This is a genomic window from Burkholderia sp. 572 (assembly GCF_040545135.1).
GTDB classification, from domain to species: Bacteria; Pseudomonadota; Gammaproteobacteria; order Burkholderiales; family Burkholderiaceae; genus Burkholderia; species Burkholderia cepacia.
In genome coordinates this window covers 35,003-61,666 of sequence record NZ_JBEPLH010000019.1, presented here as the reverse complement: position 1 = coordinate 61,666, position 26,664 = coordinate 35,003, and the positions used below count along the sequence as shown (strand labels likewise).

22 protein-coding genes and 1 pseudogene are annotated in these 26,664 nt (G+C 68.1%); 10 read left to right on the top strand and 13 right to left on the bottom strand.

The window, feature by feature from the left end:
• Window positions 1–142: 142 nt before the first annotated feature.
• On the bottom strand, window positions 143–1,510 hold the full coding sequence (locus ABIC51_RS30070; protein WP_027792509.1) for a sigma-54-dependent transcriptional regulator: 1,368 nt from the start codon (window positions 1,508–1,510) through the stop codon (window positions 143–145).
• A 350-nt stretch (window positions 1,511–1,860) separates the two neighbouring features.
• On the opposite strand from ABIC51_RS30070, the gene ABIC51_RS30065 reads away from it, so the two are divergent.
• Entirely contained in the window at window positions 1,861–2,919 is a 1,059-nt protein-coding gene (locus tag ABIC51_RS30065) for a sigma-54 interaction domain-containing protein (RefSeq protein WP_354006748.1), read from the top strand.
• A gap of 150 nt (window positions 2,920–3,069) precedes the next feature.
• Here ABIC51_RS30065 and ABIC51_RS30060 read toward each other — a convergent pair whose 3' ends face one another.
• Together ABIC51_RS30060 and ABIC51_RS30055 are read right to left on the bottom strand one after the other, a co-directional pair.
• Complete coding sequence (locus ABIC51_RS30060; RefSeq protein WP_354006747.1) at window positions 3,070–3,843, bottom strand: BON domain-containing protein; 774 nt, start codon at window positions 3,841–3,843, stop codon at window positions 3,070–3,072.
• A 192-nt stretch (window positions 3,844–4,035) separates the two neighbouring features.
• A complete protein-coding gene (locus ABIC51_RS30055) occupies window positions 4,036–4,413 on the bottom strand; it encodes a chemotaxis protein (protein WP_222212378.1) in 378 nt (125 codons plus the stop codon).
• A gap of 285 nt (window positions 4,414–4,698) precedes the next feature.
• On the opposite strand from ABIC51_RS30055, the gene ABIC51_RS30050 reads away from it, so the two are divergent.
• Window positions 4,699–6,288 (top strand): PAS domain-containing hybrid sensor histidine kinase/response regulator, encoded by a 1,590-nt coding sequence (locus ABIC51_RS30050; RefSeq protein WP_354006746.1) that lies wholly within the window; start codon window positions 4,699–4,701, stop codon window positions 6,286–6,288.
• A 48-nt stretch (window positions 6,289–6,336) separates the two neighbouring features.
• Here ABIC51_RS30050 and ABIC51_RS30045 read toward each other — a convergent pair whose 3' ends face one another.
• Window positions 6,337–6,975, bottom strand: a complete 639-nt coding sequence (locus ABIC51_RS30045; RefSeq protein WP_027792504.1) for a MarC family protein — start codon at window positions 6,973–6,975, stop codon at window positions 6,337–6,339.
• A 134-nt stretch (window positions 6,976–7,109) separates the two neighbouring features.
• On the opposite strand from ABIC51_RS30045, the gene ABIC51_RS30040 reads away from it, so the two are divergent.
• A complete protein-coding gene (locus tag ABIC51_RS30040; RefSeq protein ID WP_226129019.1) occupies window positions 7,110–7,328 on the top strand; it encodes a DUF6566 family protein in 219 nt (72 codons plus the stop codon).
• 49 nt (window positions 7,329–7,377) lie between these two features.
• On the opposite strand, the gene ABIC51_RS30035 is transcribed toward ABIC51_RS30040, so the two are convergent.
• Window positions 7,378–7,755, bottom strand: a complete 378-nt coding sequence (locus tag ABIC51_RS30035) for a DUF5594 family protein (RefSeq protein ID WP_226129021.1) — start codon at window positions 7,753–7,755, stop codon at window positions 7,378–7,380.
• A gap of 37 nt (window positions 7,756–7,792) precedes the next feature.
• Window positions 7,793–9,325 carry an FAD-dependent oxidoreductase gene (locus tag ABIC51_RS30030; protein ID WP_226129023.1) on the bottom strand — a complete coding sequence of 511 codons (1,533 nt, stop codon included), beginning with the start codon at window positions 9,323–9,325 and terminating at the stop codon, window positions 7,793–7,795.
• Window positions 9,326–9,561: 236 nt separating this feature from the next.
• Here ABIC51_RS30030 and ABIC51_RS30025 point away from each other — a divergent pair, with 236 nt between their 5' ends.
• Entirely contained in the window at window positions 9,562–10,722 is a 1,161-nt protein-coding gene (locus ABIC51_RS30025) for an NAD-dependent formate dehydrogenase (protein WP_354006745.1), read from the top strand.
• 34 nt (window positions 10,723–10,756) lie between these two features.
• On the opposite strand, the gene ABIC51_RS30020 is transcribed toward ABIC51_RS30025, so the two are convergent.
• The 5 genes from ABIC51_RS30020 to ABIC51_RS30000 all read right to left on the bottom strand — a co-directional run bounded on the left by ABIC51_RS30020 (window position 10,757) and on the right by ABIC51_RS30000 (window position 14,249).
• Window positions 10,757–12,181 carry an aminotransferase-like domain-containing protein gene (locus ABIC51_RS30020; protein ID WP_134319364.1) on the bottom strand — a complete coding sequence of 475 codons (1,425 nt, stop codon included), beginning with the start codon at window positions 12,179–12,181 and terminating at the stop codon, window positions 10,757–10,759.
• Between the two features lie 381 nt (window positions 12,182–12,562).
• A complete protein-coding gene (locus ABIC51_RS30015) occupies window positions 12,563–12,817 on the bottom strand; it encodes a hypothetical protein (RefSeq protein WP_124673895.1) in 255 nt (84 codons plus the stop codon).
• Window positions 12,818–12,851: 34 nt separating this feature from the next.
• On the bottom strand, window positions 12,852–13,307 hold the full coding sequence (locus tag ABIC51_RS30010; RefSeq protein ID WP_027792499.1) for a DUF1269 domain-containing protein: 456 nt from the start codon (window positions 13,305–13,307) through the stop codon (window positions 12,852–12,854).
• Window positions 13,308–13,401: 94 nt separating this feature from the next.
• The gene (locus tag ABIC51_RS30005; protein WP_059682421.1) at window positions 13,402–13,851 is read right to left on the bottom strand and encodes a phosphate-starvation-inducible protein PsiE; all 450 of its coding nucleotides are present in this window, start codon (window positions 13,849–13,851) and stop codon (window positions 13,402–13,404) included.
• On the bottom strand, window positions 13,848–14,249 hold the full coding sequence (locus tag ABIC51_RS30000) for a helix-turn-helix domain-containing protein (RefSeq protein ID WP_226129025.1): 402 nt from the start codon (window positions 14,247–14,249) through the stop codon (window positions 13,848–13,850). The genes ABIC51_RS30005 and ABIC51_RS30000 overlap by 4 nt, the downstream gene beginning before the upstream one ends.
• A 368-nt stretch (window positions 14,250–14,617) precedes the next feature.
• Between ABIC51_RS30000 and ABIC51_RS29995 the strand changes: the two genes are divergently transcribed.
• Window positions 14,618–15,679: a Dyp-type peroxidase gene (locus tag ABIC51_RS29995; protein ID WP_175862189.1), complete on the top strand. Its 1,062-nt coding sequence runs from the start codon at window positions 14,618–14,620 to the stop codon at window positions 15,677–15,679.
• 176 nt (window positions 15,680–15,855) lie between these two features.
• Here ABIC51_RS29995 and ABIC51_RS29990 read toward each other — a convergent pair whose 3' ends face one another.
• A complete protein-coding gene (locus ABIC51_RS29990) occupies window positions 15,856–16,245 on the bottom strand; it encodes a GIY-YIG nuclease family protein (protein ID WP_354006744.1) in 390 nt (129 codons plus the stop codon).
• A 439-nt stretch (window positions 16,246–16,684) separates the two neighbouring features.
• Here ABIC51_RS29990 and ABIC51_RS29985 point away from each other — a divergent pair, with 439 nt between their 5' ends.
• From ABIC51_RS29985 to ABIC51_RS29970, 4 genes are all read left to right on the top strand, one after another.
• Window positions 16,685–17,500, top strand: coding sequence for a family 1 encapsulin nanocompartment shell protein (locus ABIC51_RS29985; RefSeq protein WP_146254346.1), 816 nt, complete (start codon window positions 16,685–16,687; stop codon window positions 17,498–17,500).
• Window positions 17,501–17,602: 102 nt separating this feature from the next.
• Window positions 17,603–17,872: a hypothetical protein gene (locus ABIC51_RS29980; RefSeq protein WP_027792496.1), complete on the top strand. Its 270-nt coding sequence runs from the start codon at window positions 17,603–17,605 to the stop codon at window positions 17,870–17,872.
• Window positions 17,873–18,500: 628 nt separating this feature from the next.
• Window positions 18,501–21,329, top strand: coding sequence for an ATP-dependent Clp protease ATP-binding subunit (locus ABIC51_RS29975; protein ID WP_226230677.1), 2,829 nt, complete (start codon window positions 18,501–18,503; stop codon window positions 21,327–21,329).
• Window positions 21,330–21,453: 124 nt separating this feature from the next.
• Window positions 21,454–23,733, top strand: coding sequence for an FdhF/YdeP family oxidoreductase (locus tag ABIC51_RS29970; RefSeq protein WP_136470621.1), 2,280 nt, complete (start codon window positions 21,454–21,456; stop codon window positions 23,731–23,733).
• Window positions 23,734–23,870: 137 nt separating this feature from the next.
• On the opposite strand, the pseudogene ABIC51_RS29965 reads toward ABIC51_RS29970, so the two are convergent.
• Window positions 23,871–25,291, bottom strand: a pseudogene (locus tag ABIC51_RS29965) (purine-cytosine permease family protein).
• 403 nt (window positions 25,292–25,694) lie between these two features.
• Here ABIC51_RS29965 and ABIC51_RS29960 point away from each other — a divergent pair.
• Window positions 25,695–26,618 (top strand): LysR substrate-binding domain-containing protein, encoded by a 924-nt coding sequence (locus ABIC51_RS29960; protein WP_042973786.1) that lies wholly within the window; start codon window positions 25,695–25,697, stop codon window positions 26,616–26,618.
• Window positions 26,619–26,664 lie beyond the last annotated feature (46 nt).

Sequence of the window (26,664 nt, the reverse complement as noted above, 5' to 3'; positions counted from 1 at the left end):
GGCCGCGCAGCCGCCCGCCACGGGATGATTCACGCGACGGCCAAGCCGGCGCGCGGGCTCGTCTCGCCGCATCCCGGCGATGCCGTCGCCGGTTGCGCACGCGTGATGCGGAAACGGGAGCACGAGTGTGATCGCGACGGCATCAGGAGTCCGGCTTCTCCGTTTCGTCTTCCAGTTGCGCGAGCCGGTTGTAGATCGTTTTCAGGCTGACGTCGAGCACTTCGGCCGCCTGCGCCTTCACGCCGCCGCACTGCGCGATCGTGCCGAGGATCAGCTTGCGGTCGACTTCCTCGAGCGGCGTGCCGAACGGCACCGTCACGCGATCCTCGTGCGAATCGACCATGCTGGACAGTTCCTCCATGATCGGCGGCGGCAGCGTGTCGATCACGTCGGCGTCGGTAAAGATGCTCGCGCGCTGCACGAAGTTGCGCAGTTCGCGTACATTGCCGGGCCATTCGTAGGTCTTCAGCGCCTCGCGCGCCGCCGGCGCAAAGCGCAGGTTGCGGCCGCTTTCCTCGTTGTAGTGCTGCAGGAACGCATCGGCGAGCATCGGGATGTCGTCGCCGCGCTCGCGCAGCGACGGCAGCGGAATCGGAAACACGTTGATCCGGTGAAACAGGTCGGGCCGCAGCTTGCCGTCGGCCATCGCGGCCTCCGGATCGCGGTTCGTCGCGGCGACGATGCGCACGTCGACGTCGATCTCGCGCGTCGAGCCGAGCCGCGTGAGGCGCCCCGTCTCGAGCACGCGCAGCAGCTTCACCTGCGATTCGAGCGGCATCTCGGTGATCTCGTCGAGAAACAGCGTGCCGCCGTCCGCGCGTTCGAAGAAGCCCTTGTGCTGGCGCTCCGCGCCGGTAAAGCTGCCGCGGTCGTGGCCGAACATCTCGCTCTCGACGAGGTTCGCGGCAATCGCACCGCAGTTCACCGCGAGGAACGGGCCGCGGCGGCGCAGGCTCAGGTCGTGCACGGTCTGCGCGGCGAGCTCCTTGCCGGTGCCCGATTCGCCGGTGAGCAACACCGACGCTTCGGTGCGCGCGACGCGCCCGATCGCATCGTAGACGGCCTGCATCGCGGGCGAGCTGCCGAGCATGCGGCCGAAACGGCCGAGGCGCTGCAGTTCCGAGCGCAGCTCCGCGATTTCCTCGTGCAGCGCGGTCGTGCGCGGCACGCGCGCGAAGATGCTGTTGAGCCGCTGCATGTTCAGCGGCTTCACCAGATAGTCGGTCGCACCGCGCCGCAATGCGTCGATCGCGGTTTCGAGGCTCGCATGGCCGGTGGTCAGCACCATCTCGCAATGCGCGCGCTTGGGCAATGCGTCGAACAGGTCCATCCCGTTGCCGTCGGGCAGCACGAGATCGCACAGCACGAGATCGGGGGTATGCGTCGACACGAGCGCGCGTGCTTCCTCCAGCGTCGCGGCGGTATCGCAGGCGAGTTGCTGCGTGCGCGCGAGCGTCGCCAGCATCGTGCGCGTATCGGCATCGTCTTCGACGATCAGGACGTAGGGCATCGAAGCTCCTCGTGATGCGAGCCGGTGCAAGTGTCGACCGGACATCGCGACAGATGTGCAGCGCATCGCACGCCGCCAGGCACGAGGCAATGCATTCCACGCTGCAGCGAATGAACTGGCAGGCCATGCTGCCATGACGAAGGAATCGCTTAGCAGTATAGAAGAGCGACGTCGCGCATCGGCCCTTCATCGAATAAATCTATCCGCCCGCGCGGCATGCATTGCGAGATTCAATGCGGCCGCGGCGACATAACACGTATGCTTTGCGCATGAATAACGGCGCATAACGTGTCGTTTTTTCATGTGCCTGGGTCATAGTCGGTCAAATCTTCCCCATTCGATATCACGTCATGTCGAAATCCGTCGATGACGGCAAGCGTCTGTCCGGACGCTCGCGTTCGATCCAGACCCTGTTGATGAAGGTGTCGCGCGTGGCCGCGACGCGCATCAGCGTATTGATCGTCGGAGAAAGCGGCGCGGGCAAGGACATCGTCGCGCGGCTGTTGCACGACTTGAGCCCGCGCCGGCGCGGGCCATTCGTCCCCGTGAACTGCGGCGCGATCCCGCCCGATATCGCGGAGTCGCAGTTGTTCGGGCACGAGAAAGGCAGCTTCACCGGTGCGATCGCCCAGCATGTCGGCATGTTCGAAGCCGCTCGCGGCGGCACGCTATTTCTCGACGAAATCGCCGAGATGCCAGCCGAACTGCAGGTCAAGCTGCTGCGCACGCTCGAATCGAACACGATCGTCCGCGTCGGCGGTCACGAGCCGATTCCGCTCGACGTGCGTATCGTCGCGGCCACCCATCACGATCCCGTCGAGGCCGTGCGCAGCGGCCGGCTGCGCGAGGACCTGTTCTACCGGATCGCGCCGGTCGCGCTGCACGTGCCCGCGCTCAGGCAGCGCGAGGACGACGTCGACGACATCGCGCTGCAGATCGTCGAGCGGCTGAATGCGCGGCACCGCACGCGCAAGCGGCTGTCGATGCAGGCGATGAAGGCGCTGCGCGCGTATTCGTGGCCCGGCAACGTGCGCGAGTTGCGCAATGCGCTCGAGCGCGCCTTCATCCTCGCCGACGAGCAGATCGACCTGCAGTTGCCGCGCCGGCTGCTGCCGCGCGACGACGTGCGCCACAACGCGATGACGCTGCATTTCGGCACGACCCTCGCGCATACGCAGCAGCGTTTCATCGTCGCGTCGCTGCGGCATTTCAACGGCGACAAGCCGCGCACCGCGAAAGCGCTCGGCATCAGCCTGAAGACGCTGTACAACCGTCTCGCGCTGCTGCCCGAGCATGAACGCAATGCGGCGAACGGCGGCGCCGCGACGAACGCCGCCGGGTCCGCGAATGCATCCGGCGCAACCGGCACGAGCGATACGACCAGCCCGTCGAACGCGACGCCCCCGTAAACGCGGCCCGTCGCGCTGCCACGCCGTCGCACGGTGCGCGACCCGGCCGCGCGTGAACCGATCGATACCGGAGCGCGCACCCGCGTCGGGCCGCGCGGGCTGTCGTCATGCACAGGCCGCCCGCGGCCGCGCCGTTTCGTGCACGGCCGGTCAATGATGCGGCTTGCGCTCGCGGTCGCGTTCGACGGTGCCGGGTTCGGGATCGCGCGCGGCCGGCAGCGTCGGCGTGACGGTCCGCTGGTCGGGATGCAGCACCATGCCCGTATCGTGTTCGCCGTCGCGGTGCACGCGCACGCGATTCTCGACGTCGCGCACGCCCATGCAGCCGTCGGCCAGATCCTCGATGTCGTGCTTCATCCAGCGTGACGGCACCGTGCCGTCCAGCACGACGCAGCCGTCCTGCACCTGCACGGTGACGTCGCTCACGTCGATGTCGAGCGCATGCGCGAGCCGCTCGCACACGTCCTCGCGGATGCGCTCGTCCGAACGCGTATAGCCTTTCGGCCCGCGACGATGGCGCAGCGCGTCGCGGTCGGCGTCGCTGCCGTAGCGCGAGGCGTCTCGCGGGTCGCCACGGTCGTGCTCGCCGCCGTACCGGCCCATCCGGAAATGACCGCGGAATTCCGGACGGTCGCCGCCGTACGGGCCTTCACTGCCCTCCGCACGGCGGCCCGGTTCGCGGTAGCCGCGTTCGGCTTCCCATGCGGGCGGGCGCTCACCGCCCTGCCGGTCCGGGTCGGACATGCCGCGCCGCTGGTCCGCCGGCCGCGCGGCGCGCTCGGTCCATTCGCTACCCCAGTCTTCCGCGCCGACGCTCTCGCTCACCGAGCGACGGCGCGCCGCTTCATGGTCTTCGTCCGGCCATCGTGCCGGGTCGTCCGGGATGCCGCGCTCGCCGTGCCGTCCGGGATATCGTCGTTGCATCGTGTCTCTCCTTGTTCGCGCCTGCGCCGCGCATGGCCCCATGCCGGGTCGCGACTCGGCGCATGCCGGCCGGCTCGAACGCAAGCCGCGTGCCGATATCGTTGCCGGCGCACGACGGATGCGCATCGCGCCGTCGATCCGCTGCCGGGCGCGCCAATCTGCAATGCGATTGCAGTTTTTGCGTGCCGGGCGTCATGGCCCGCCGCCGGCGTCCGGATCGTCCGGGTCGTCCGGGTCCCCGGATGCGTCTTCGCGATCCGGCCCGCTCAGCCGCTCGGTGCGATCCGGCTCGATATCGGCACCTTCTTCGAGCGTCGAATCGCCATCCGCCGACGCGCGCTCGCCGGTACCCGCGCGGTCCGTATCGCTGTCGAGCGAGGCATCGCCGCGTTCGAGCGCATGCGCGTCGAGCGGCGAATCGATGTCGAACGGATAGCGCCGCGCGCCGGCCGTGTCGCTGCCGCTGTCGGACGAGTCGCTCGGCCCCAGCGCGCGGCCGTCGCGGCCGCGACGGGCGTTGTCGTCGTCCGGGCCGGCCGGTTCGTTGTCGGGGTTCAGCGTGCTGTTCATGTCGACCTCCTTGCTGGCGTGCCGCTGCTTGCCGCTACGTGTGGCCGGGCGGCCGCGGCACGGCACGCGGACGGGAGGCGCGTGCAATCGGCATGCCGCATCGCGCACCTAGAACGGATGCGCTCGCCGGGGATCGCGGACGGCACGGGCGATGCGCGCCCATTGATCAGCCGAATTGAGTTCCCTTATGCTTTCCGGGGTGCCAATCCGTTTGATGTGGCCACCGCCGGCGCGCCCGGCGGCGGCCGGGCAGCGTTTGCCTGCCCGTCTTCGACCTGCCACACGATGAAGAAAGACGACGACTCCCCTCGCTCCCATCCGCCGCCCGGTTTACCCGATGCGCGCGACCTGGTGCATCGCTTCGCCGAGTTCCGTTTTCAGACGGTCGTCGGCTCGATTACCGACTACGCGGTGTTCATGCTCGATCCGCACGGCAATGTCGCGACGTGGAACGCGGGTGCCGAGCGCATCAAGGGCTATCGCGCGGCCGAGATCGTCGGCCATCACTTCTCGTGCTTCTATCCGCCCGATGCGATCGCGGCCGGCCGGCCGTCGCACGGGCTCGACGAGGCGGCCGCGCGGGGCCACTTCGTGGATGAAGGCTGGCGCGTGCGCAAGGACGGCTCGCAGTTCTGGGCGAGCGTGACGATCGCCCCCGTGCACGATAACGTGAACCAGCTGTGCGGCTTCATCAAGATCACGCGGGACATGACCGAGCGCAAGCGGCTCGAGGAACTCGAAGCGTCCACGCACCGGCTCAGCGTGTTCATCGCGATGCTCGCGCACGAGCTGCGCAACCATCTCTCGCCGCTGCGCCATTCGGTCGGCGTGCTGCAGAGCCTGCCCGATCCGGCACCCGTGCTCGCGCAATGCCGCGACGCCGTGCATCGCCAGGTCGGGCAACTGACACGGCTCGTCGACGATCTGCTCGACGTCGGCCGCATCACGGCCGGCAAGGTCGAGTTGAACGATCGCCCCGTCGCCGTGCGCGACATCGTGTGCCGCGGCGTCGAAAGCATCCAGCCGAAGCTGGCCGCGCGCGGGCAGCACCTCCACGTCGACCTGCCGGCCGATCCCGTGCTGCTGCACGGCGACGATGCACGGCTCGTCCAGGTGCTGCACAACCTGCTCGACAACGCGTCGAAGTTCTCGCCGCACGGCGGGCGGATCGACGTGGGCGCACGGGTGGAAGGGCCGGTGGTCGCCATCCGCGTCACCGATCACGGCGTCGGCATCGCGCACGGCGCGCTCGAAACGATCTTCGACCTGTTCGAGCAGCGAGGCGCGTCAGGCGGCCCGCCGACCGGCGGCTTCGGGCTCGGGCTCGCGATCTGCCGGACGTTCGTCGAACTGCACGGCGGGCGGATTTCCGCGGAAAGCGGCGGGCCCGGGCACGGCGCGACGTTCACGGTGCGGCTGCCGATCGCACGGACGGGACGTGCGGAGCAGGCCGGCGCGCGCGAGCCGGCGGCGCACGTGCCATCGGACACCACGCCGCTGCGCATCGTGATCGTCGACGACAACCGCGACTCGGCCGACACGCTCGCCGTGCTGCTCAAGGTGAAGGGGCATGCGCCGCGCGTCGCGTACAACGCAGGTGATGCGCTGGCGCTCGCCCGCGACTACGCACCGCAACTGATGATCCTCGACCTGACGATGCCCGACGTCGACGGCTTCACGCTGCTGCACGAACTGCGCGCAATCGACGCGCTGCGCGACACGACCTGCGTCGCGCTGTCCGGCCACGCGCGTGCGTCCGACCTCGCACGCACCGAACGCGCGGGCTTCGACGCGCACCTCGTGAAACCCGTCGAGATCAACGTGCTCGACGCACTGCTGCAGCGTGTCGCACGCGGGATTCGGCGTCCGTCGTAACGCCCGTGCTCGAACTGCCGCACGGCTCGCCGTGGCGCGGCATTGCATTCAATGCGGCAACCCGAACGCGGCCTTCAGGCTCGCGACGATCATCTGCATCGCGATCGCCGCGAGGATCATCCCCATCAGGCGCTGGGTCACCGCCGTCACGCGCGGCGACAGGTAATGCCCGATCAGCGGCGCGGACAGCAACGAAACGGCCAGCAGCACGAGAAACGCGGCGAGCCCGAGCGCGAACGCGAGTTCCTGTCCGGTCGAGAACGCGCTGTGCCCGAGCACGATCATCGTCGCGATCGTGCCGGGGCCGACGAGCAGCGGGATCGTCAGCGGATAGATCGCGACGCTCTCGGCCGCCGCCGGGTCGGCGCCTTCGTCCTCGCCCGGCGAATGCTGGCGGCTCGGCGCGCCGTGCAGCATCGACAGCGCGATCAGCAGCACCAGCAGCCCGCCCGCGAGACGGAAATCGTCGATCGTCAGGCCGAATACGTGCAGGATCGCGCCGCCCGCGACGGCCGACACGATGCAGCCGACCGTTACGCCGATCGCGGCCGTCAGCGCGACCTTGCGGCGCACGCCGTCCGCCGCGCCTTCCGTCAGCGACAGGAACACCGGGATGTTCGCGATCGGGTTCATGATCGCGAACAGCGCCGCGAACACCTTGATCGAAAAGGTCAGGTCGAAGGCCACAGGTTCGCTCCCGTCTCACTCGTCGGTTCGTAGACCGAATCGCACGCAAATTCCGTTTCGTTTCCGGTGCACGGCGCGCGCCATGCTGCTACGATCGACGCACCGCGTTCACGCACGACGGAGGGCCCCGACCGATGCAAGCCACCGATACCTTCATGGATCACGAGATTCGCGTCGAGGCGACGCGCAACGCGAACGGCGCGTGGGTCGCGCAGGTGCTGATCTTCCGCGACGGCGCGCCGGTCGACCTGCCCGCGCCCGAACTCGTCACGCCCGAATGGCTCACGTGCGACGAAGCGCTGCGCGGCGGCATCGACCAGGGCCGCGTGATCGTCAAGACACGCGACCGCTAACGTCGCGCGGTTCGTCGCCGCGTCGCCGGCGGGCATCGCGCCGTGCGTTTCACGCATCGAAATCGAGATCGCCGATCAGGATTTCGCGGTCGTGCTGGGTCCGTGAGCTGAAGTCGACCGGCAATTCCATCTGCCAGCGTTCGATCGTGACCGGCAGCGCCGCGAGATAGCGGTCGAAGCGGCTGCGGTCGGGCTCGGCCAGCAATGCATCGATCGCGTCGTCGCGCCACGCGAGCCGCGCGTTCAGCCGGTTCGGCAGCCCGACCGTCGACGTGAGGCCGATCACGTCCACACAGGTCGGGCTCCCCTGCCCGTCGTGCGGCACGACTTCCACGCGCACGTCACCAGGCTGATACAGGCCGAGCACGCGCGCCGCGATGCGCGGCGCAAACTCGGTTTCGAAACGTGCACGGATTTCAGGACTCATCTTGCCTCCGGGTTCGAATCATGTCGTCACGCGGCTGTCATGCGGCTGCAATCTGCCGCTCGAATGCCGCTTCCGCCTTCAGGCTGTCGAGATCGCGGCCGATCGTCGCGACCGCGAGCCGCGTGTCGCCGCGCCAGTACGCGATCGCGCAGTCGTGCGCGCCGAGGTCGCCGTCGATCTCGACGCGATCCCATTGCTCCGCATGCCCGACGTAGTTGATCGTCAGGTCGTAATGCTGGCTCCAGAAGAACGGCACCGCGTCGAACGGGCGCTGATGGCCAAGCATGTTGCGCGCCGCGACGATGCCCTGCCGCTCGGCGACGACCCAGTGCTCGACGCGAATGCGCTCGCCCGTCAGCGGATCGGGCCAGCGCGCGATGTCGCCGGCCGCGTAGATGCCGGGCACACTCGTCTGAAGGAAGCGGTCGACCGTCACGCCGCGCTCGACGGCCAGCCCCGCGTCCTGCGCGAGCGCGACGTTCGGGTGCACGCCGATGCCGACCAACACGACGTCGGCCGGCAGCACGTCGCCGGTCGACAGCGTCACGCTGTCCGGCGTGATCCGCGCCGGCGTCGCGCCGAGATGGAACACGACGCCGTGCGATTCGTGCAGGGCCTTGATCGTGTCGCCGAGCGCTTCGCCAAGCACGCGTGCCATCGGATGCGCATCGGGCGCGACGACCTGCACGTCGAGCCCGCGCGTGCGCAACGCGGCGGCCGCTTCGAGCCCGATGAAGCTCGCGCCGACTACCACGCAGCGGCGGGCCGTTTTCAGCTTGGCGATCAGCGCGTCGCAATCGGCACGCGAGCGCAGCACGCACACGTGCGGCAGATCCGCGCCCGGCACGCTCAGCCGGTTCGGCTCGGCGCCCGTTGCCAGCAGCAGCGCGCCGTACCCGACACGGCTGCCGTCGGCCAGTTCGACCGCCTGCCGCGCGGGGTCGATCCGCGCGACACGCGTGCCGCACCGCACGTCGATCCGGTGGTCGGTATAGAACGACGGCGCACGCAGCGGCAGCCAGTCGGCATCGGCCGTGCCGGCGAGATAGTCTTTCGACAGGTTCGGCCGGTCGTACGGCGGATCGGCATCGGCGGTGAGCATCGTGACGGGATGCGGATAACCCGCCTGCCGCAGCGTCACGGCGGCCGCGATCGCAGCGGCGCCGCCGCCGACGATCACCACCGACGCAGGCAGCCCGGCCGCATTCAGCGCGGGAGGCGCGGCGGCCGGCCGCGCATCGAGCACGACGGCACGGCCGTCGCGGCGTTCGACGCGCCAGCACGGGAGCCCGTCGAGCGCCGGTGCGCGCAGCAGCGCGCCCGTGCGCAGGCAGAACGCCGCGTGATGCCATGGGCAGTGGATCGTGTCGCCCTCCAGCAGGCCGTCGGCCAATGGCGCGCCGTAATGCGGGCACTGCGCGCCCACGGCAAACAGTTCGTCGGCGCGGCGCACGAGCAGCACCGCGGTATCGCCGACATGGCCCTCGATCATCGCGCCGTCGGCGAGATCGTCGAGCGCGATGCCCTGCGTGAGGTCGGGGCGTGACGACGAAGCGTCGCTTCCAGTCATGACGTGGCTCCCGGAAAGTCAGGTAACGATCCCATTATCGACATCCCATTTGAAAAGAACAGGTACAGACGCCTCCGCAGCGCACGCAAACACCGACTGTAGCTTGTACGCGAGCCATGACGGGCGTAGAACGTCATCAACGTTGCGGTGCAACACACCCGTTGCCTGCGAGGGCACGTCGCGCGTCCTGCGCAATCCGCGTGCCACATTCCCCCCTTCACCAGGAGTGCTACCCGATGGCCACCGTCCTGTGCGTGCTCTACCCCGATCCGGTCGACGGCTACCCGCCGCGCTACGTGCGCGACGCGATTCCGGTCATCACGCACTACGCGGACGGGCAAACCGCGCCGACGCCCGCCGGCCCGCCCGGCTTCCGGCCCGGCGAACTCGTCGGCTCGGTGTCCGGCGCGCTCGGGTTGCGCGGCTATCTGGAGGCGCACGGCCACACGCTGATCGTCACGAGCGACAAGGACGGCCCCGATTCGGAATTCGAGCGCCGGCTGCCGGAAGCAGACGTGGTGATCTCGCAGCCGTTCTGGCCCGCGTACCTGACGGCCGAACGGATTGCCCGCGCGCCGAAGCTGAAGCTCGCGCTGACGGCTGGCATCGGCTCCGATCACGTCGATCTCGACGCCGCCGCGCGCGCGCATGTCACCGTCGCCGAAGTCACCGGCTCGAACAGCATCAGCGTGGCCGAGCACGTGGTGATGACGACGCTCGCGCTGGTGCGCAACTACCTGCCGTCGCATGTGATCGCGCAACAAGGCGGCTGGAACATCGCGGATTGCGTGTCGCGCAGCTACGACGTCGAGGGCATGCATTTCGGCACGGTCGGCGCGGGGCGCATCGGGCTCGCCGTGCTGCGGCGGCTGAAGCCGTTCGGCCTGCAGCTGCACTACACGCAGCGCCACCGGCTCGACGCGTCGGTCGAGCAGGAACTCGCGCTCACGTATCACGCCGATGCCGCGTCGCTCGCGAGCGCCGTCGACATCGTCAACCTGCAGATCCCGCTTTACCCGTCGACCGAGCACCTGTTCGACGCGGCGATGATCGCGCGCATGAAGCGCGGCGCGTACCTGATCAACACCGCCCGCGCGAAGCTGGTCGACCGCGACGCGGTCGTGAATGCGGTCACGTCCGGGCATCTCGCGGGCTACGGCGGCGACGTGTGGTTTCCCCAGCCGGCGCCGGCCGATCACCCGTGGCGCGCGATGCCGTTCAACGGGATGACCCCGCACATCTCCGGCACGTCGCTGTCCGCGCAGGCACGCTATGCGGCCGGCACGCTGGAGATCCTGCAGTGCTGGTTCGACGGCAAGCCGATCCGCAACGAATACCTGATCGTCGACGGCGGCACGCTCGCGGGAACGGGCGCGCAGTCGTACCGGCTGACGTGACGCCACGCGCCGCGCCCGACGCGCGGCGGTAGGGTCAGTCGACGCAGTAGGCGGCGAGCTTGCCGACGGTCACGACCGCCTGCTCGATCTCCGGCGACCACGGGCTGCTGTAGTTGAGACGGATGAAATTCCGGTAGCTGTCCGCGATCGAGAACATGTAGCCGGGCCCGATCGTGATGCCCTGTTCCAGCGCGAGCTGGTACAGCCGCATCGCGTCGACCTGCACGGGCAACTCGACCCACAGCACGTAACCACCCGCCGGGCTCGAAATGCGTGTGCCTTCCGGGAAGAACCGCGACACCATCGTGCGCATCAGGTTCGCCTGCTGCGCATACGCCTTGCGAATCCGCCGCAGGTGATGCTCGTAGCCGTCGCGTTCGAGAAACTCCGCGATCGCGAGCTGCGGCAGCGACGGCGTCGCGAGCGTGTTCAGGAACTTCAGTTTCTCGACCTGCTCGCGATAGCGGCCCGGCAGCGCCCAGCCGATCCGGTACGCCGCCGTCAGGCTCTTCGAGAACGACGAGCAATGCAGCACGATGTCGTGGCGGTCGAACGACTTCAGCGTGCTCGGATGCATGTTGCCGAAGTACAGTTCGTTGTACACGCCATTCTCGATGACAGGCAGGTCGGCTTTCGCGGCGAACTCGACCAGTTCGCGCTTGCGTTCGTCGGGCATCTGGAAGCCGAGCGGGTTCTGGAAGTTCGGCATCACCATGCACGCGGCGATCGGCTGCGACTTCGCGATCGCGGCCAGCGCGGCGATGTCGATCCCGTATTCCGGATGCGTCGCCACCTCGATCGCCTTCATCCCCATCCGCTCGATCGCGTGCAGCATCGCGTAGAACGTCGGCGATTCCACCGCAATCGTGTCGCCCGGTTTCGCCACCGCCTGCAGGCACAGGTTGATCGCCTCCGTCGCGCCCACCGTCACGATGATCTCGTTCGGGTCCACCGACATCCCGTTTTCCAGGTAGCGCCGCGCAATCTGCCGGATCAGCCGCGGATGCCCGGGCGGCAATCCGTCCGTCACGCCCCACAGCGACTTGTCGCGGCCGGCCGCGTACGCATAGCGGTTCAGCTTCTCGAACGGAAACAGGCTTGGGTCCGGGTACGGTGAGCCGAGCGGCACTGCGTCGTCGGTGCCGATCGAGCGCAGCGTCGACAGCACGAGCCGGCTCACGTCGACCGACGACGAGATCGCGATCGGCTTCGACGGCCGCAGCTCGCGCACCGGCGCATGGCCGTCGTCGCGCCGCAGGTTCACGAAATAGCCGGACTGCGGGCGGCTTTCGAGCAGCCCGCGGCTTTCCAGCAGCAGATACGCGTGCAGCACGGTCGTGATGCTGATCCGGTGCTGCTGGCTCGCCTGCCGCACCGACGGCACACGATCGCCGTGTCGATATACGCCTTGCCGGATGAGTCTCTCTACGTCGTTTGCAAATTTCTCGTAGAGCTTCATCCGCCTCGCCCCGCCAGCGGTGAACCGGCCTGCGGTGCACGGGCGGCATGGCCGCGCCGGTGCACGAAGCCGGATAGCCGTGCCCGGGCGCGGGGGTCCCGGTTCGAACCTCGTCCGTTATCGAAATTGAAGGCGGATAGCAACGCGAATCTCATCTAGACAAGGTTCGGCATCCTACTGCGTCATTTCGACGAATGTAAGTGACAGTTTGGCGAGGAAACGCCAAATCCGGCCGGCGTGGTGAACAGATTCGAACGCGACGGCACGGCCCGGCGCGGGGCCATTCACCAGGCTCCATGCAGGAGCACGTGCTCGCGTATTGCCGCCGGCCGGCGGGCGGCCATCACGCGAAGCCCGGTCATGCGCGGGCCTCGCGTGTGATCAAGCGTCGTCGACGTTGTCCGCGTAGTGGTCGATCGCGACCTTGCACTCGTCGAACACCACCGTCAGCCACGCGACGTCGTTCGACTCGACCCACTTGCGGATCTGCAGGAATTGCCCGGTGCCGAGATCGGCGACGCGGGCCGGATCGGCGGTCGTCACGTCGACGGTCGCGATCGCGCGCTTGCCGCTGCCGGGCAGCGGCGTCAACGTCGCCGCGATGTCGAAGCGCCGGTACGATTGATCTATGCGCATGCGGTTCTCCTGAAGCAGGCCGAAAGGAAGCGTCTCAATCGAGCGTCTGGCGGAACACCTTGCCGCCGAATCCGGTCACGACGTTGTCGACCGAGAACGGCGTGTCCTCCTTCGCTTCGAGGATGACCGCGACGCTGCCGGGCACGAGCCGCGCCGCAATCGTCTCGACGAACGTGCCGTCGAGCAGCGCGTTGCCGGCCGCTTCCGCGAGAATGCCGGCCCCCGCGCCGGCCGCCATGCCGGTGACCACGCCGAGCGGCCCGGCGAGCAGCCCGAGCAACCCGCCTGCGATCGCGCCGATCACGCCGCCCTTGAACGGCCGCGATTCGGCATCGAGCACCGCGAGCTTGCCGGTGGCGTCCTTCTCGACGACGACGCCGTTCTCGATGTGGAATCCCTCATGCTTGTCCGACAGCGCCTCGAAATCGCTCGCGGCCCGACGGGCCGTGTCGACGCTGCCGAACACGGCGACGATCAGTTGCCTGGTCATTCGATACCTCGCTCGGTTGGTTGGTCAGTTTGATCAGTTTGGCCGCTTTGGCCGGTTACAGCCGCCGCGCCGCATGCGGCACGCCGCCCGCTCCTCACCTGCGCGCATGCACATCGTCCTCGACATCGTCGACGTCCGCCGGAAAGCGATGCTGGCCGAAACTCAGGATCAGCACGCCCACCGCGAGCAGCACGATTCCGAACGTCGTCATCAGCATCCGCTCGGGGCTGTCGGTCGCCCCGCGCAGGATCAGGTCGCGCGCGAGCGACGTCATCGCAATGAACAGCGGAAACCGCACGGGCAGCCGGCCGAGCCGCAGGTAGCGCACGTCCATCGCGAGCACTTCCAGGTAGAGGAACATCAGCAGCAGGTCGGTCAGCGACACTTCGCCCGCCAGCACGACCTTCCACGCTTCCTGCGCCATCGCGAACGCGGTCGCGAGCCCGATCACGATCAGCCCGGCCAGCTCGGCCGCGTGAAGGAAATGGCCGAAGCGGCGGCGAATGCGCTCGGCCGGCGAGCTGGGAACGGTGGTCGTATTCAAGGTGACAGTCGCGTTGAGGAAACTTGAACGGCGCCGGGTGGCGGGAACGCCGCGTCGCGCGCGGCAGCATGCACGGCCCCGCTATCGGGCGCGTCGGGCGCGTCGGGCACGTCGGGCGCATCCGGCACCGCCGGCGCGTGCGGGCCGGCCGCGCCGATCGCCTGCTCGACCGCGGACAGCGTCCGGCGGCAGCACACGTGGAACGCGACGCCCGCATCGGAGCAGGCCACGTCGTCGTGCTCGCGGCACAGCAGCAGGCGACAGCCGAGATACCGTTCGAGGCAGTCGATCCGTTCGCTCACCTGCGCCTCGTCGAGCCGCAGTTCGGACGCCGCGCCGGACAGGCCGCCACGCTCGACCACCGCGACATACACACGCATCGCTTCCAGCAGGTTCATGATGACGCTCCTCGTCGGCGGGCGCAGCGGAACCTAATCTACTGCACGCGCCGCGCACGCTCAAGAGCACAGCGCCGCGCACGCCAGGAGTACAGCTGCGCGCGCGCCGCCCGAAAACCGGCCCCGTTTGACGCATTCGCATGACAGTTCGGCGATACGGGTTCCAAAGCCCCGCCGAAGCTGCTAGATTGCTTGCTCGACGACGTTACGCGGTGCGGGCCGGTCACGCGCCGCGCGGCCGGCCGCCACCGCCGCGGCCCGTTGCGCGAGGCACGCGCGACGTCCTTCATCCGCATGACACCAAGAGAACAGTCGCATGACACAGTTCAACCGTTCGCCTTCGCGCGCCACGGCCCGCCCGTCCCGACATGACTGACCGGCAGCCCACGATGCAGACACCTCCCCCGCTCTCCCAGGCCGTTCACAGCCCGATCACGCGCAGCGCGATCTTCCTCGTGGCGACGATCAATCCCGGCGCCGATCACGCCGACACGATCCGTTCATGGTGCGGCGACATCGCCGCGCTCGTGCGCTCGGTCGGCAAGCGCGTGCCGGGCGGCAACCTCACCTGCGTATGCGGCTTCGGCGCCGACGCATGGGACGCGCTGTTCGGCGACCCACGCCCCGCCGCGCTGCATCCGTTCCGCGAGTTCGGCGCGGGGCAGCGCGTCGCGGTCGCGACGCCGGGCGACATCCTGCTGCACATCCGCGCGGAAGCGATGGACCTGTGCTTCGAACTCGCGACGCAGCTGCTCGGCGCGCTCGGCGATGCCGTCACGGTGGTCGACGAGGTGCACGGCTTCCGCAATTTCGACCAGCGCGCGATGATCGGCTTCGTCGACGGCACCGAGAACCCGGAAGGCCGCGAGGCGGTCGACTTCACGGTGATCGGCGACGAAGACGCGGAATTCGCGGGCGGCAGCTACGTGATCGTGCAGAAGTACCTGCACGACATGGCCGGCTGGAACGCGCTCGCGGTCGAGACGCAGGAGCGCATCATCGGCCGCACCAAATTGTCGGATATCGAACTCGCGCCGGACGTGAAGCCGTCGTGCTCGCACAGCTCGCTGACCACGCTCGACGAGAACGGCCAGGAAGTGAAGATCCTGCGCGACAACATGCCGTTCGGGCGCCCGGGCGCGGGCGAATTCGGCACCTATTTCATCGGCTACGCGCGCTCGCCGGCGCCGATCGAGCAGATGCTCGAGAACATGTTCGTCGGCCGGCCGCCCGGCAACTACGACCGCCTGCTCGACTACAGCCGCGCGGTCACCGGCTCGCTGTTCTTCGTGCCGTCCGCCGACCTGCTCGAAGCGCTCGCCGATCGCGCGGCGCCGGCCGACGCCGCCGCGCAGCCGGAAGCGTCGCCGTCCGCGCCGCATCGCGACGGTTCGCTGAAAATCGGCTCGCTGAAAGGCATCCCGTCGTAACGCCGGGTGCCGATGGCCGTCCGGCGCGCGACCGCGCGCCGGGCGGGTCCGGAGCCGCCGCGGCTCAGTCGGCCGGAGCGCGCGTGCAGCGCTGCGCAACAGCCCCCTCCACCGCGCCACCGCTTATGGGCAGTGACGCGCGCAGGCTTGCATTCCCGGCACGCCGCCCACGCGACTCAACCCACCAGAATATAGAGCCAGTTCTTCGGCAACGCCCCGCCCGGGCCGTTGCTGCATGCCAGCAGCCGTTCGCCGGTTTGAGGGTGCGTGATGCCGGTACGGAACGTCTCGATGGCCTTGCGCTCCAGACGGTCGAACGCGTTCCCGACCAGGTTGTGCGCTTCGAGATAGATCGGGGCCATCAGTTTGAAGTCAGGCTTGGTGGCGCGATGTTTCGCCAGCCGGGTGTACAGGTCGCTGGTGATGCCGATATAGAACTTGCTGTACTCCGGCTTCGCGGCAAACGCGTTCAATACCTGCCGCAAATGCCCGATGACATCCTCGTGATTGATGACGCCCGTCTTCAGCATGTATTTGTCTTCGGGCGAAACGAGTTGCAATGCCATGAACGACCTCCACTTGTTGTGAAGCATCAATAGGCTGCGTCTATGATTCATCCGGGCCCGGCTCCGACGACCGCCCAACCCCTGCTGGCAGAAACCCGGCTGGATGAATGTTCGTAAGAATGCACGACTCGCGACAGGACGTCGACCGGAATTGATTCCGCACAGCGTTGAACGCGGCCCGGGTGATGGTGCCGCCGGCACGCCCCGGGTATCGCGGCAATCCAGTCGCGGCATTCCGCGTTCGCCCACACCCGCACCACACGAATTGCATCACAGTTGCGCGACCGCACGGTGTCGTTTCGATTTGTGCTGCAGCGGTGTCGATCGAGCCTGCTAATATTCATTTTCGTCCGCGATCGGCAGGCTGGCATCACGCACAGCCCGTCAGCCGATCGGCCCGCCATCAAGTGTTTCCGCTGACGTGAGGCAATCCAAATCCATGAATAACCTGCACCGCGAACTCGCCCCGATCTCGTCTTCCGCCTGGGAACAAATCGAGGAGGAAGTGGCACGCACGTTCAAACGATCGGTGGCCGGCCGCCGCGTCGTCGATGTCGACGGCCCCGAAGGCCCCGAGCTGTCGGCCGTCGGCACCGGGCACCTGGTCGCCGTCGACGCGCCCCGCGAGCACGTGAACGCGCGGCTGCGCGAAGTCCGCACGATCGTCGAGCTGACGGTGCCGTTCGAGTTGAGCCGCGATGCGATCGACAGCGTCGAGCGCGGCGCGCGCGATGCCGACTGGCAACCGGCGAAGGACGCCGCGCAGCGGCTCGCGTTCGCCGAAGACAACGCGATCTTCGACGGCTACCGGGCCGCCGGCATCGTCGGCATCCGCGAAGGCACGTCGAACCGCAAGCTCACGCTGCCGGCGGACGTCAGCGCGTATCCCGACGCGATCAGCGATGCGCTCGAGGCGCTCCGCCTGGCCGGCGTCGACGGCCCGTATTCGGTGGTGCTCGGCTCGGATGCGTACACGGCGCTCAGCGAGGCGCGCGACCAGGGTTATCCGGTCCTCGGCCATATCAAACGGATCGTCAGCGGCGAGATCATCTGGGCGCCGGCGATCAGCGGCGGCTGCGTGCTGTCCACGCGCGGCGGCGATTACGAGCTGCATCTCGGGGAAGACGTATCGATCGGCTACACGAGCCATACCGACAAGGTCGTCCGCCTGTACCTGCGCGAAACGTTCACGTTCCTGATGCTGACGAGCGAAGCATCGGTGGCCGTCGCACCGCAGGGCAACACAACGGCCTGACCTCGGCTGTCCGCGCGATGCCCGCCGGGCGTCGCGCGCGGCCGGCCGCACCGCCGGCCGCATGTTCGTCGCCGATCGAACCCACTTTGCATGGAGTGTGTGATGAGCGAGTCGAATGAAGCATTACAGGCGCTGCAGGCGTCGGTCGACCAGTTGAAGAAGGCGGTCGACGCAAACGCGAGCCGCCAGGCCGGCGACACCGCCGTGCTGTTCACCGTCCTGTCGCTGGTCCTGGCCGAGTTGCCGCCCGACACGCGCAACCTGATCGAGGATTCGTTCTCCGTCTGGGCCAATGGCCTGCCGGATGCGGCACTGTCAACGGACGTGAAGCAGATCGCCCGGCAACGGCTCGCGATGACCCTCCCGGACTGACCGCGGCACGCCGCGGTTGCGCCCTGTCCGGTCCGGACCGTGCAACCCGCCTGCTCCTTCGGCCGCCACGCACGCATCGTCCGCGGTGCGCGCACGGTTGCATCCGGCCGCTCGCCGCACGTCCCCCGTGCGGCGCTTCCGTCGCGCCCGACCACCCGCGGCGCCCTCCATCCACCTGCCACCGGCGCCCTGCGCGCCCATGTCGCACCGCCCCCCGTTCGCGTGGCGCCCGCTCCGCTTTCCGGTCACCGCGCGTTACGCGTGCCGCGCACGCCCGCGCCGCCGTGCATCCGCCCGTCTGTGCTCCTCTTCGCCCGTGCGCGCCCGCATCCGAGGGTGCAATTCGCAGCCGGGCCGGCGCGGAACTGTGTCTTGGATGGCCTCCGCCGATTCGCTATTTTGAACGCAGTCGAAGCGATGCCGTGGGCTCCTCCCGGCACGCACGCCTGCCGTCCTGACCGCGACCGCGCACGACGCCGGCGCGCACTGCGCGACAGCCCGGGCACGGCCCGCGCGCCGCCGTGCCGCCCTGCTTCATGTCGTGCGTTCGCGGTCGGGCCGCGCAAGCGCCGCACCGCATCGGGACTTCACCCTTCGACCCACTTTCACCGACAGGAGCCAGACCACCATGCCCGCACTTTGCGATATCTGCCACGCCCGGCCGGCCGTCGCGCGCGCAACCGTGATGCAGGACGGCGAGCGCAAGACCATCTCGATCTGCGACTACCACTTCCGTCAGCTGATGCGGCATCAAAGCATGCTGAACCCGTTCGATTCGCTGCTGGGCGGGGGCGGCTCGTCGTCGCTGTTCGGCGGGCTCGGTGACGAATCGCCGCTCGCCGCCGAAGTCCCGCGCGAATCGGTCGACCCGACCGACGCGTTCAGCGAGCAGACGCTGGAACTGCTGCAGCGCGCGGCCGAGAAGGCGCACGAGCTGCGCCGCAGCGAACTCGATTCCGAACACCTGCTTTACGCGCTCGCGGACACCGACGTGTGCGCCGCGCTGCTGAAGGAACTGAAGCTGTCGCCGCAGGACATCCGGTCGTACATCGACGAGCACGCGCACACCGGCACGGCCGACCCCGATGCGCCGCTCGACAAGCTGTCGATCTCGCCGCGCGTGAAGAAGGCCGTGCAGTACGCGTTCCAGGCGTCGCGCGATCTCGGCCATTCGTACATCGGCCCCGAGCACCTGCTGATCGGGCTCGCGTCGGTGCCGGACAGCGTCGCCGGCACGCTGCTGAAGAAATACGGCGTGACGCCCGAGGCGTTGCGCCAGAAAGTCGTGAAGGTGGTCGGCAAGGGTGCCGAGGACGGCCGCGTCGATGCGCCGACCGGCACGCCGAACCTCGACAAGTTCGGCCGCGACCTCACCGCGATCGCGCGCCAGGGCAAGCTCGACCCGGTGCTCGGCCGCGCGCAGGAAATCGAGAGCACGATCGAGGTGCTCGCGCGCCGCAAGAAGAACAACCCGGTGCTGATCGGCGAGCCGGGTGTCGGCAAGACGGCGATCGTCGAAGGGCTCGCGCAGCGGATCGTCAACGGCGACGTGCCCGAGGTGCTGCGCGACAAGCGGCTCGTCGAAGTCAACATCAACTCGATGGTGGCAGGCGCCAAGTATCGCGGCGAGTTCGAGGAGCGCGCGAAGCAGCTGATCGACGAAGTCACGGCGAAGCAGGACGAACTGATCCTGTTCATCGACGAGCTGCATACGATCGTCGGCGCGGGCCAGGGCGGCGGCGAAGGCGGCCTCGACATCGCGAACGTGCTGAAGCCCGCGCTCGCGCGCGGCGAGCTGAGCCTGATCGGCGCGACGACGCTCAACGAATACCAGAAGTACATCGAGAAGGACGCCGCGCTCGAGCGACGCTTCCAGCCGGTGTTCGTGCCGGAGCCGAGCGTCGAGCAGACGATCGTGATCCTGCGCGGGCTGCGCGACAGCCTCGAGGCGCATCACCAGGTGACGTTCGCCGACGATGCGTTCGTCGCGGCCGCGGAATTCGCCGACCGCTACATCACGTCGCGCTTCCTCCCCGACAAGGCGATCGACCTGATCGACCAGGCCGCCGCACGCGTGCGGATCGGCGCGACGTCGCGCCCGGTCGACATTCAGGAAGGCGAAGCGCAGATCGCGCAACTGAAGCGCGAGCAGGATTACGCGACCTCGCGCAAGCGCTTCGACGAAGCGAAGCAGTTCGAGGAGCAGATCAACGCGAAGCAGAAGGCCGTCGACGAGAAGATGGAGGCGTGGCAGCGCAAGACGGGCTCCGAGACGCTCGAGGTGACGGTCGAATCCGTGGCCGAGGTCGTGTCGCGCCTGACCGGCATCCCCGTGTCCGAACTCACGCAGGAAGAACGCCAGAAGCTGCTGAAGATGGAAGAGCAGCTGCGCGAGCGCGTGGTCGGCCAGAGCGACGCGGTGGTGGCCGTCAGCGATGCCGTGCGGCTGTCGCGCGCGGGGCTCGGCCAGACGCACCGGCCGATCGCGACGTTCCTGTTCCTCGGGCCGACGGGCGTCGGCAAGACCGAGCTCGCGAAGGCGCTCGCCGAGACCGTGTTCGGCGACGAGCAGGCGATCATCCGCATCGACATGTCCGAGTACATGGAGCGGCACGCGGTCGCGCGGCTGATCGGCGCGCCGCCCGGCTACGTCGGCTACGACGAAGGCGGCCAGCTCACCGAGCGCGTGCGGCGCCGCCCGTACAGCGTGATCCTGCTCGACGAGATCGAGAAGGCGCACCCGGATGTGTACAACGTGCTGCTGCAGGTGTTCGACGACGGCCGCCTGACCGACGGCAAGGGCCGCGTGGTCGACTTCAGCAACACGATCATCATCGCGACGAGCAACCTCGGCGCGGCGATCATCATGGACAACCTCACGCAGCCGGAAGCCGCGCGCAAGACCGACAAGGCGGTCCGCGAGGAACTGATGCAGGTGCTGAAGGGCCATTTCCGCCCCGAGTTCCTGAACCGCATCGACGAGGTGATCGTCTTCCACGCGCTGTCGAAGGAGAACATCCGCTCGATCGTGCAGATCCAGCTCGACCGCGTGATCCGCACGGCCGCCGCGCAGGACATCACGCTCGTGATGGGCGATTCGCTCGTCGAGCACCTGACGGAAGCCGGCTACCAGCCGGAGTTCGGCGCGCGCGAACTGAAGCGCCAGATCCGCCAGACCATCGAGACGCGGCTCGCCAAGGAGATCCTCGCCGACCGGCTGAAGTCGGGCGACAAGTGCGAGGTCGACTACGACAAGGACAGCGACGAAGTGAAGTTCAACAAGCTCGCCGCGCCTGAAGCGAAGGAAGCGAAGGACGCCGACGGCAAGGCCAAGCCCAACGGCCGGGCCGCCAAGGCGGCAGCAGACGCGAAACCGGACGACACGCCCGCCGACGCCCCGCCGCCCGCGGCGAAGCCCGGCAAGAAGTCGTCCGGCGCGAAGAAGGACGCACACTAAAACAACGCATGCCCTGCAACCCGGGGCACGCATGACCGGCTCCGTCCGCCGGACGGAGCCGCCCCACGCCGCGACACGGCGCAACCGAGCCACCCGCACCGGGCCCGGCTATTGGAGATTCACCATGACAAATCGACGCGAAGTGCCAGGCATCAGGAAGTACGACGGGCCCGCCGGCGGTTGGGGCGCGCTTCGCGCGACAGCCGACGCGGTGCGCACCCAGATGGAGACCATCGAGGCGCCGATCGTGCTGATGCGGACCAACCAGCCCGACGGCTTCGACTGCCCCGGCTGTGCGTGGCCCGACAAGGAACACAAGTCGACGTTCCAGTTCTGCGAGAACGGCGCGAAGGCCGTCACGTGGGAAGCGACGACCAAGCGCGTGACGCCCGAGTTCTTCGCGGCGAACACCGTGTCGTCGCTGCTGCGCATGTCGGACTACGAACTGGAGAACATGGGCCGGCTCACGCATCCGCTCGTCTACGATCGCGCGACCGACACGTTCCGCGAGATCGCGTGGGACGATGCGTTCGCCCGCATCGGCGAAGTGCTGCGCGCGCTGCCGCCGGAGCAGGTCGAGTTCTACACGTCGGGCCGCGCATCGAACGAAGCCGCGTACCTGTACCAGCTGTTCGCGCGCGAGCTCGGCACCAACAACTTCCCCGACTGCTCGAACATGTGCCACGAGCCGACCAGCGTCGGCCTGCCGCAGTCGATCGGCATCGGCAAGGGCACCGTGTCGCTGGAGGATTTCGACCACTGCGAGCTGATCATCTCGATCGGCCACAACCCCGGCACGAACCACCCGCGGATGATGGGCACGCTGCACGAGTGCTCGCGGCGCAACGTGCCGATCATCGTGTTCAACCCGCTGCGCGAGCGCGCGCTCGAACGCTTCGCGGACCCGCAGGACATGATCGAGATGGCGTCGTTCGGCTCGACGCGGATCGCGTCGACGTACTACCAGGTCGACGCGGGCGGCGACGCGGCCGCGCTGAAGGGCATCATGAAGGCGCTGCTGAAGCTCGAAGCCGAGCAAGGCAACGTGCTCGACCGCGATTTCATCGCGCAGCACACCAACGGCTTCGACGCGTTCTCGGCCGACCTCGAAGCCACGTCGTGGGACGACATCGAACGCGCGAGCGGCCTCAGCCAGGCGCAGCTCGAACAGGTCGCGATCGCGTACGCGAAGTCGAACGCGACGATCGTCACGTACGGGATGGGCGTCACGCAGCACAACAAGGGCACCGCAACCGTGCGCCTGATCGCCGACCTGCTGCTGATGCGCGGCAACATCGGCAAGCCCGGCGCCGGCGTGTGCCCGCTGCGCGGCCATTCGAACGTGCAGGGCAACCGCACGGTCGGCATCACCGAGAAGCCGTCGGCGGAGTTCCTGAAGAAGATCGAGGACGTGTGCGGCTTCACGCCGCCCGCGCATCACGGGCACGACGCGGTGCAGGCGATGCAGGCCATGATCGACGGCACCGCGAAGGCGCTGCTGTGCCTCGGCGGCAACTTCGCGGTCGCGCTGCCCGATCCGGAACAGTCGTTCCCGGCGATGGCGAAGCTCGACCTGAGCGTGCATCTCGGCACGAAGCTGAACCGCTCGCACCTGCTGGTCGCGAAGGAAACCTTCATCCTGCCGGTGCTCGGCCGCACCGAACTCGACATGCAGGCCACCGGCCGCCAGTCGATCACCGTCGAGGATTCGATGTCGATGGTCCACGCGTCGGCCGGCAAGCTCAAGCCGGCGTCCGACCAGCTGCGCTCGGAGCCCGCGATCGTCGCGGGGATCGCGCATGCGACGCTGCCGAACAGCAAGGTCGCATGGCTCGACCTGATCGCCGACTACGACCGCATCCGCGACCTGATCGACCGCACGGTGGACGGCTTCGAGGCGTTCAACGAGCGCATCCGCACGCCGGGCGGCTTCCGGCTGCCGCTGCCGCCCACCGAGCGCGTGTGGCCGACGCCGACCGGCAAGGCGATGTTCTCGGTCTACAAGGGCGTGAAGGAGGATGCCGACGTGCTCGGCGGCGAGCAGGTGCTGCGGCTCATCACGCTGCGCAGCCACGACCAGTACAACACGACGATCTACGGACTCGACGATCGTTATCGCGGCGTGTTCGGGCGTCGCGACGTGCTGTTCATGAACCCGGCCGACCTCGCGAAGTACGGGCTCGAACACGGCGACCTGGTCGACATCGAGACGATCACCGCATCGGGCCGCACGCTGCGTCTCGAGAAGATCACCGCGATCGAGTACGACATCGCGCCGGGCTCGGTCGGCGCGTACTACCCGGAAGCGAACGTGCTCGTGCCGCTCGACTACATCGACAAGGAAAGCGGCACGCCGTCGTACAAGTCAGTGCCGGTGCACGTCGTGCGCTCGGCGGTGGTCTGATCCGCGGGCAGGCGGGTTCGCGTCGCGGCACGCCGCGCGCCTGAACCCGCCTGCCGCCCCGCGCCCGCCTTTCCCGGCCGCCGCATCGCAACCGATGCGGCGGCCGTTTCGTTTCATCGCGCCGAACGACGCCCGGCTTACCGCACCGCCGTCGGCGGCATCGTCGCGCCCGTCTGCCGGCGTCGATACGCGCTGTCGCGCGTCGCGAGCCAGTAGTACAGCGGCGACGTCAGCGCGAGCCCCACGAGCCACGACAGGTCCGCGCCACCGAGATGCGCGGGAATCGGGCCCGCATACATCGGCGTGTTCATGAACGGGATCTGCACGAGGATGCCGATCGCATACGCGAGCAGCGCCTGCGGGTTGAAGCGGCCGTAGATCCCGCCGTCGGCCATGAAGATCGACTGGATGTCGTACTTGCCCTTGTGGATCACGTAGAAGTCGATCAGGTTGATCGCGGTCCACGGCACCAGCACGACGAGCAGCGCGAGCACGAGATCGACGAGGTTGCCGACGAAGTTCGTCGACGCGCCGATCGCCGCGTAGCAGCACGCGACGAAGATCACGACCGACACCACCGCACGCGCCTTCGCGGTCGGAATCCACCGGTACGCGAACGTCTGCACCGACGTGATGACCGCGAGCACCGCGCCGTACAGGTTCAGCGCGTTGTGGCTGATCACGCTCAGCAGGAACAGCACGAGCATCAGCGGCCGAGCGGGCCGGTCGCCTGCTTGACCGCATCCATCGTGTCCGCGCCGGCCGGCACCGCGAGCACCGCGACCGCGCCGAAGATGAACGCGAGCGTCGAGCCGATCGTGCAGCCGAGGTAGGTCGCCCAGAACGTCGACGCCACGCCGACGTTTTCCGGCAGATAGCGCGAATAGTCCGACACGTACGGCGCGAACGCGATCTGCCACAACGCCGACAGCGACACCGTCGCGAGCCAGCCCGCGAAGTCGAAGCCGCCGCGCGTCAGGAAATCGTCGGTCGTCACGTGCGAGAGGATCATCCAGAAGCCGACGACGATGCCGATGCCGAGCACCCACGTGCCGATCCGGTTCAGGATGTGGATGAACCGGTATCCGACGATCCCGATCAGCCCCGAACCCACCGCGCCGATCACGATGCCGACGGGCACCGGCACCGACGCCGCGATGCCGTGCACCGACTTGCCGGCGAGCACGATGTTCGACGCGAAGAAACCGACGTACATCACGGCCGCGATCACGGTGACGAGCAACGCGCCCCACGAGCCGAACTGCGCGCGGCTCTGGATCATCTGCGGGATGCCCATCTGCGGCCCCTGCGCCGAATGCAGCGCCATCAGCACGCCACCCACCGCCTGGCCGACGACGATCGCGACGATGCCCCATAGCAGGTTCAGGTGGAACATCTGCACGCCGAGCGCGCCGGTCACGATCGGCAGCGGCGCGATGTTGCCGCCGAACCAGAGCGTGAACAGGTCGCGCACCTTGCCGTGGCGCTCGGCGGGCGGCACGTAGCCGATCGTGTGCTTCTCTATCATCGGGGACGCATTGCGTTCCGCGTTCGTCATGGTGAAGTCTCCTGTCCTGCGCGGCGATGCGCGCGTGCCGTATCAGCCGGCGCGCGTCGGGGTGCGCGCCTGCAATCGGGTCCGGATACGCGAACGACGACGCACCGCATGCACGCACGGCGGAGTCGAACGCAGCGAACGAACCGCTCGCGGGGACGGATGACATGCCCCGCCGGCGCGTGCGCGGCCGCTTCGTGATCGTGGTGATCTTCGCGATCCAGGTTGGAGACGATGGTGCGCCACGGGCATCGCGCCCGGAAAATACTAAAAATATTTCCGGGACATACGAAAAAGCTCTGCAGCGGAAATTCCGGCGCCTGGGCCTTTCAGGTAAGGTGCTACGCACAACCATGGACAGATTGCGCCCGCGGCGGCACGCCGGGGCCGTGCATCAGAGGTGCATGTGGCTCACTACACTTTGCGGCAACTGAAATATTTCGTGACGACGGTGGAATCCGGCAGCGTGGCCGAGGCTTCGCGCCAGCTCTTCATCGCGCAGCCGTCGATCTCCAGCGCGATCAAGGGGCTGGAAGAAAGCTTCGGCGTGAAGCTGTTCATCCGCCATCATGCGCAGGGCGTGTCGCTGACGCCGGGCGGCACGCGCTTCTACCGGAAAGCGCAGGAGCTGCTGCGCATCGCGCACGAATTCGAACAGAACGCGCTCGCCGACAACGACGTGATCACCGGGCAGATCGACATCGGCTGCTTCGAGACGGTCGCGCCGCTCTATCTGCCGCAACTGATCGCGGGCTTTCGCGAGCGCTACCCGGGCGTGAACATCCGGCTGCGCGACGGCGACCAGCAGGAACTCGTGCAGGGCCTGACGTCCGGCACGTTCGATCTCGCGCTCATGTACGACCACGATCTCGACGGCACGATCGAGACCGAACCGCTGATGCCGCCGCAGCAGCCGTACGTGCTGCTGCCGGAGAACCACCGGTTCGCGGGCCAGACGCACGTATCGTTGCGAGACCTCTGCGTCGAGCCGATGATCCTGCTCGACGTGCAGCCGAGCCGCACCTATTTCGTCAGCCTCTTTCACGAACTCGGGCTGACGCCGAACATCGTGTTCGGGTCGCCGTCGATCGAGATGGTGCGCGGGATGGTCGGCCAGGGGTTCGGCTTTTCGCTGCTCGTCACGCGCCCGCATTCCGAATACACGTACGACGGCCAGCGGGTCGTGACGATCGGCCTCAGCGAAACGGTGAGCCCGTCGGGGCTCGTGAGCGCGCGGTTGAAGCGCGGCCAGCTCACGAAGCAGGCGCAGTCGTTCGTCGACTTCTGCCGCGAGCGGCTCGCGCAGATCGTCGCGGAAACGGCGAGATAAGACGCGCAAACACGCACGCACCGCGCGAGGCGGTGCGTGCGTGTTT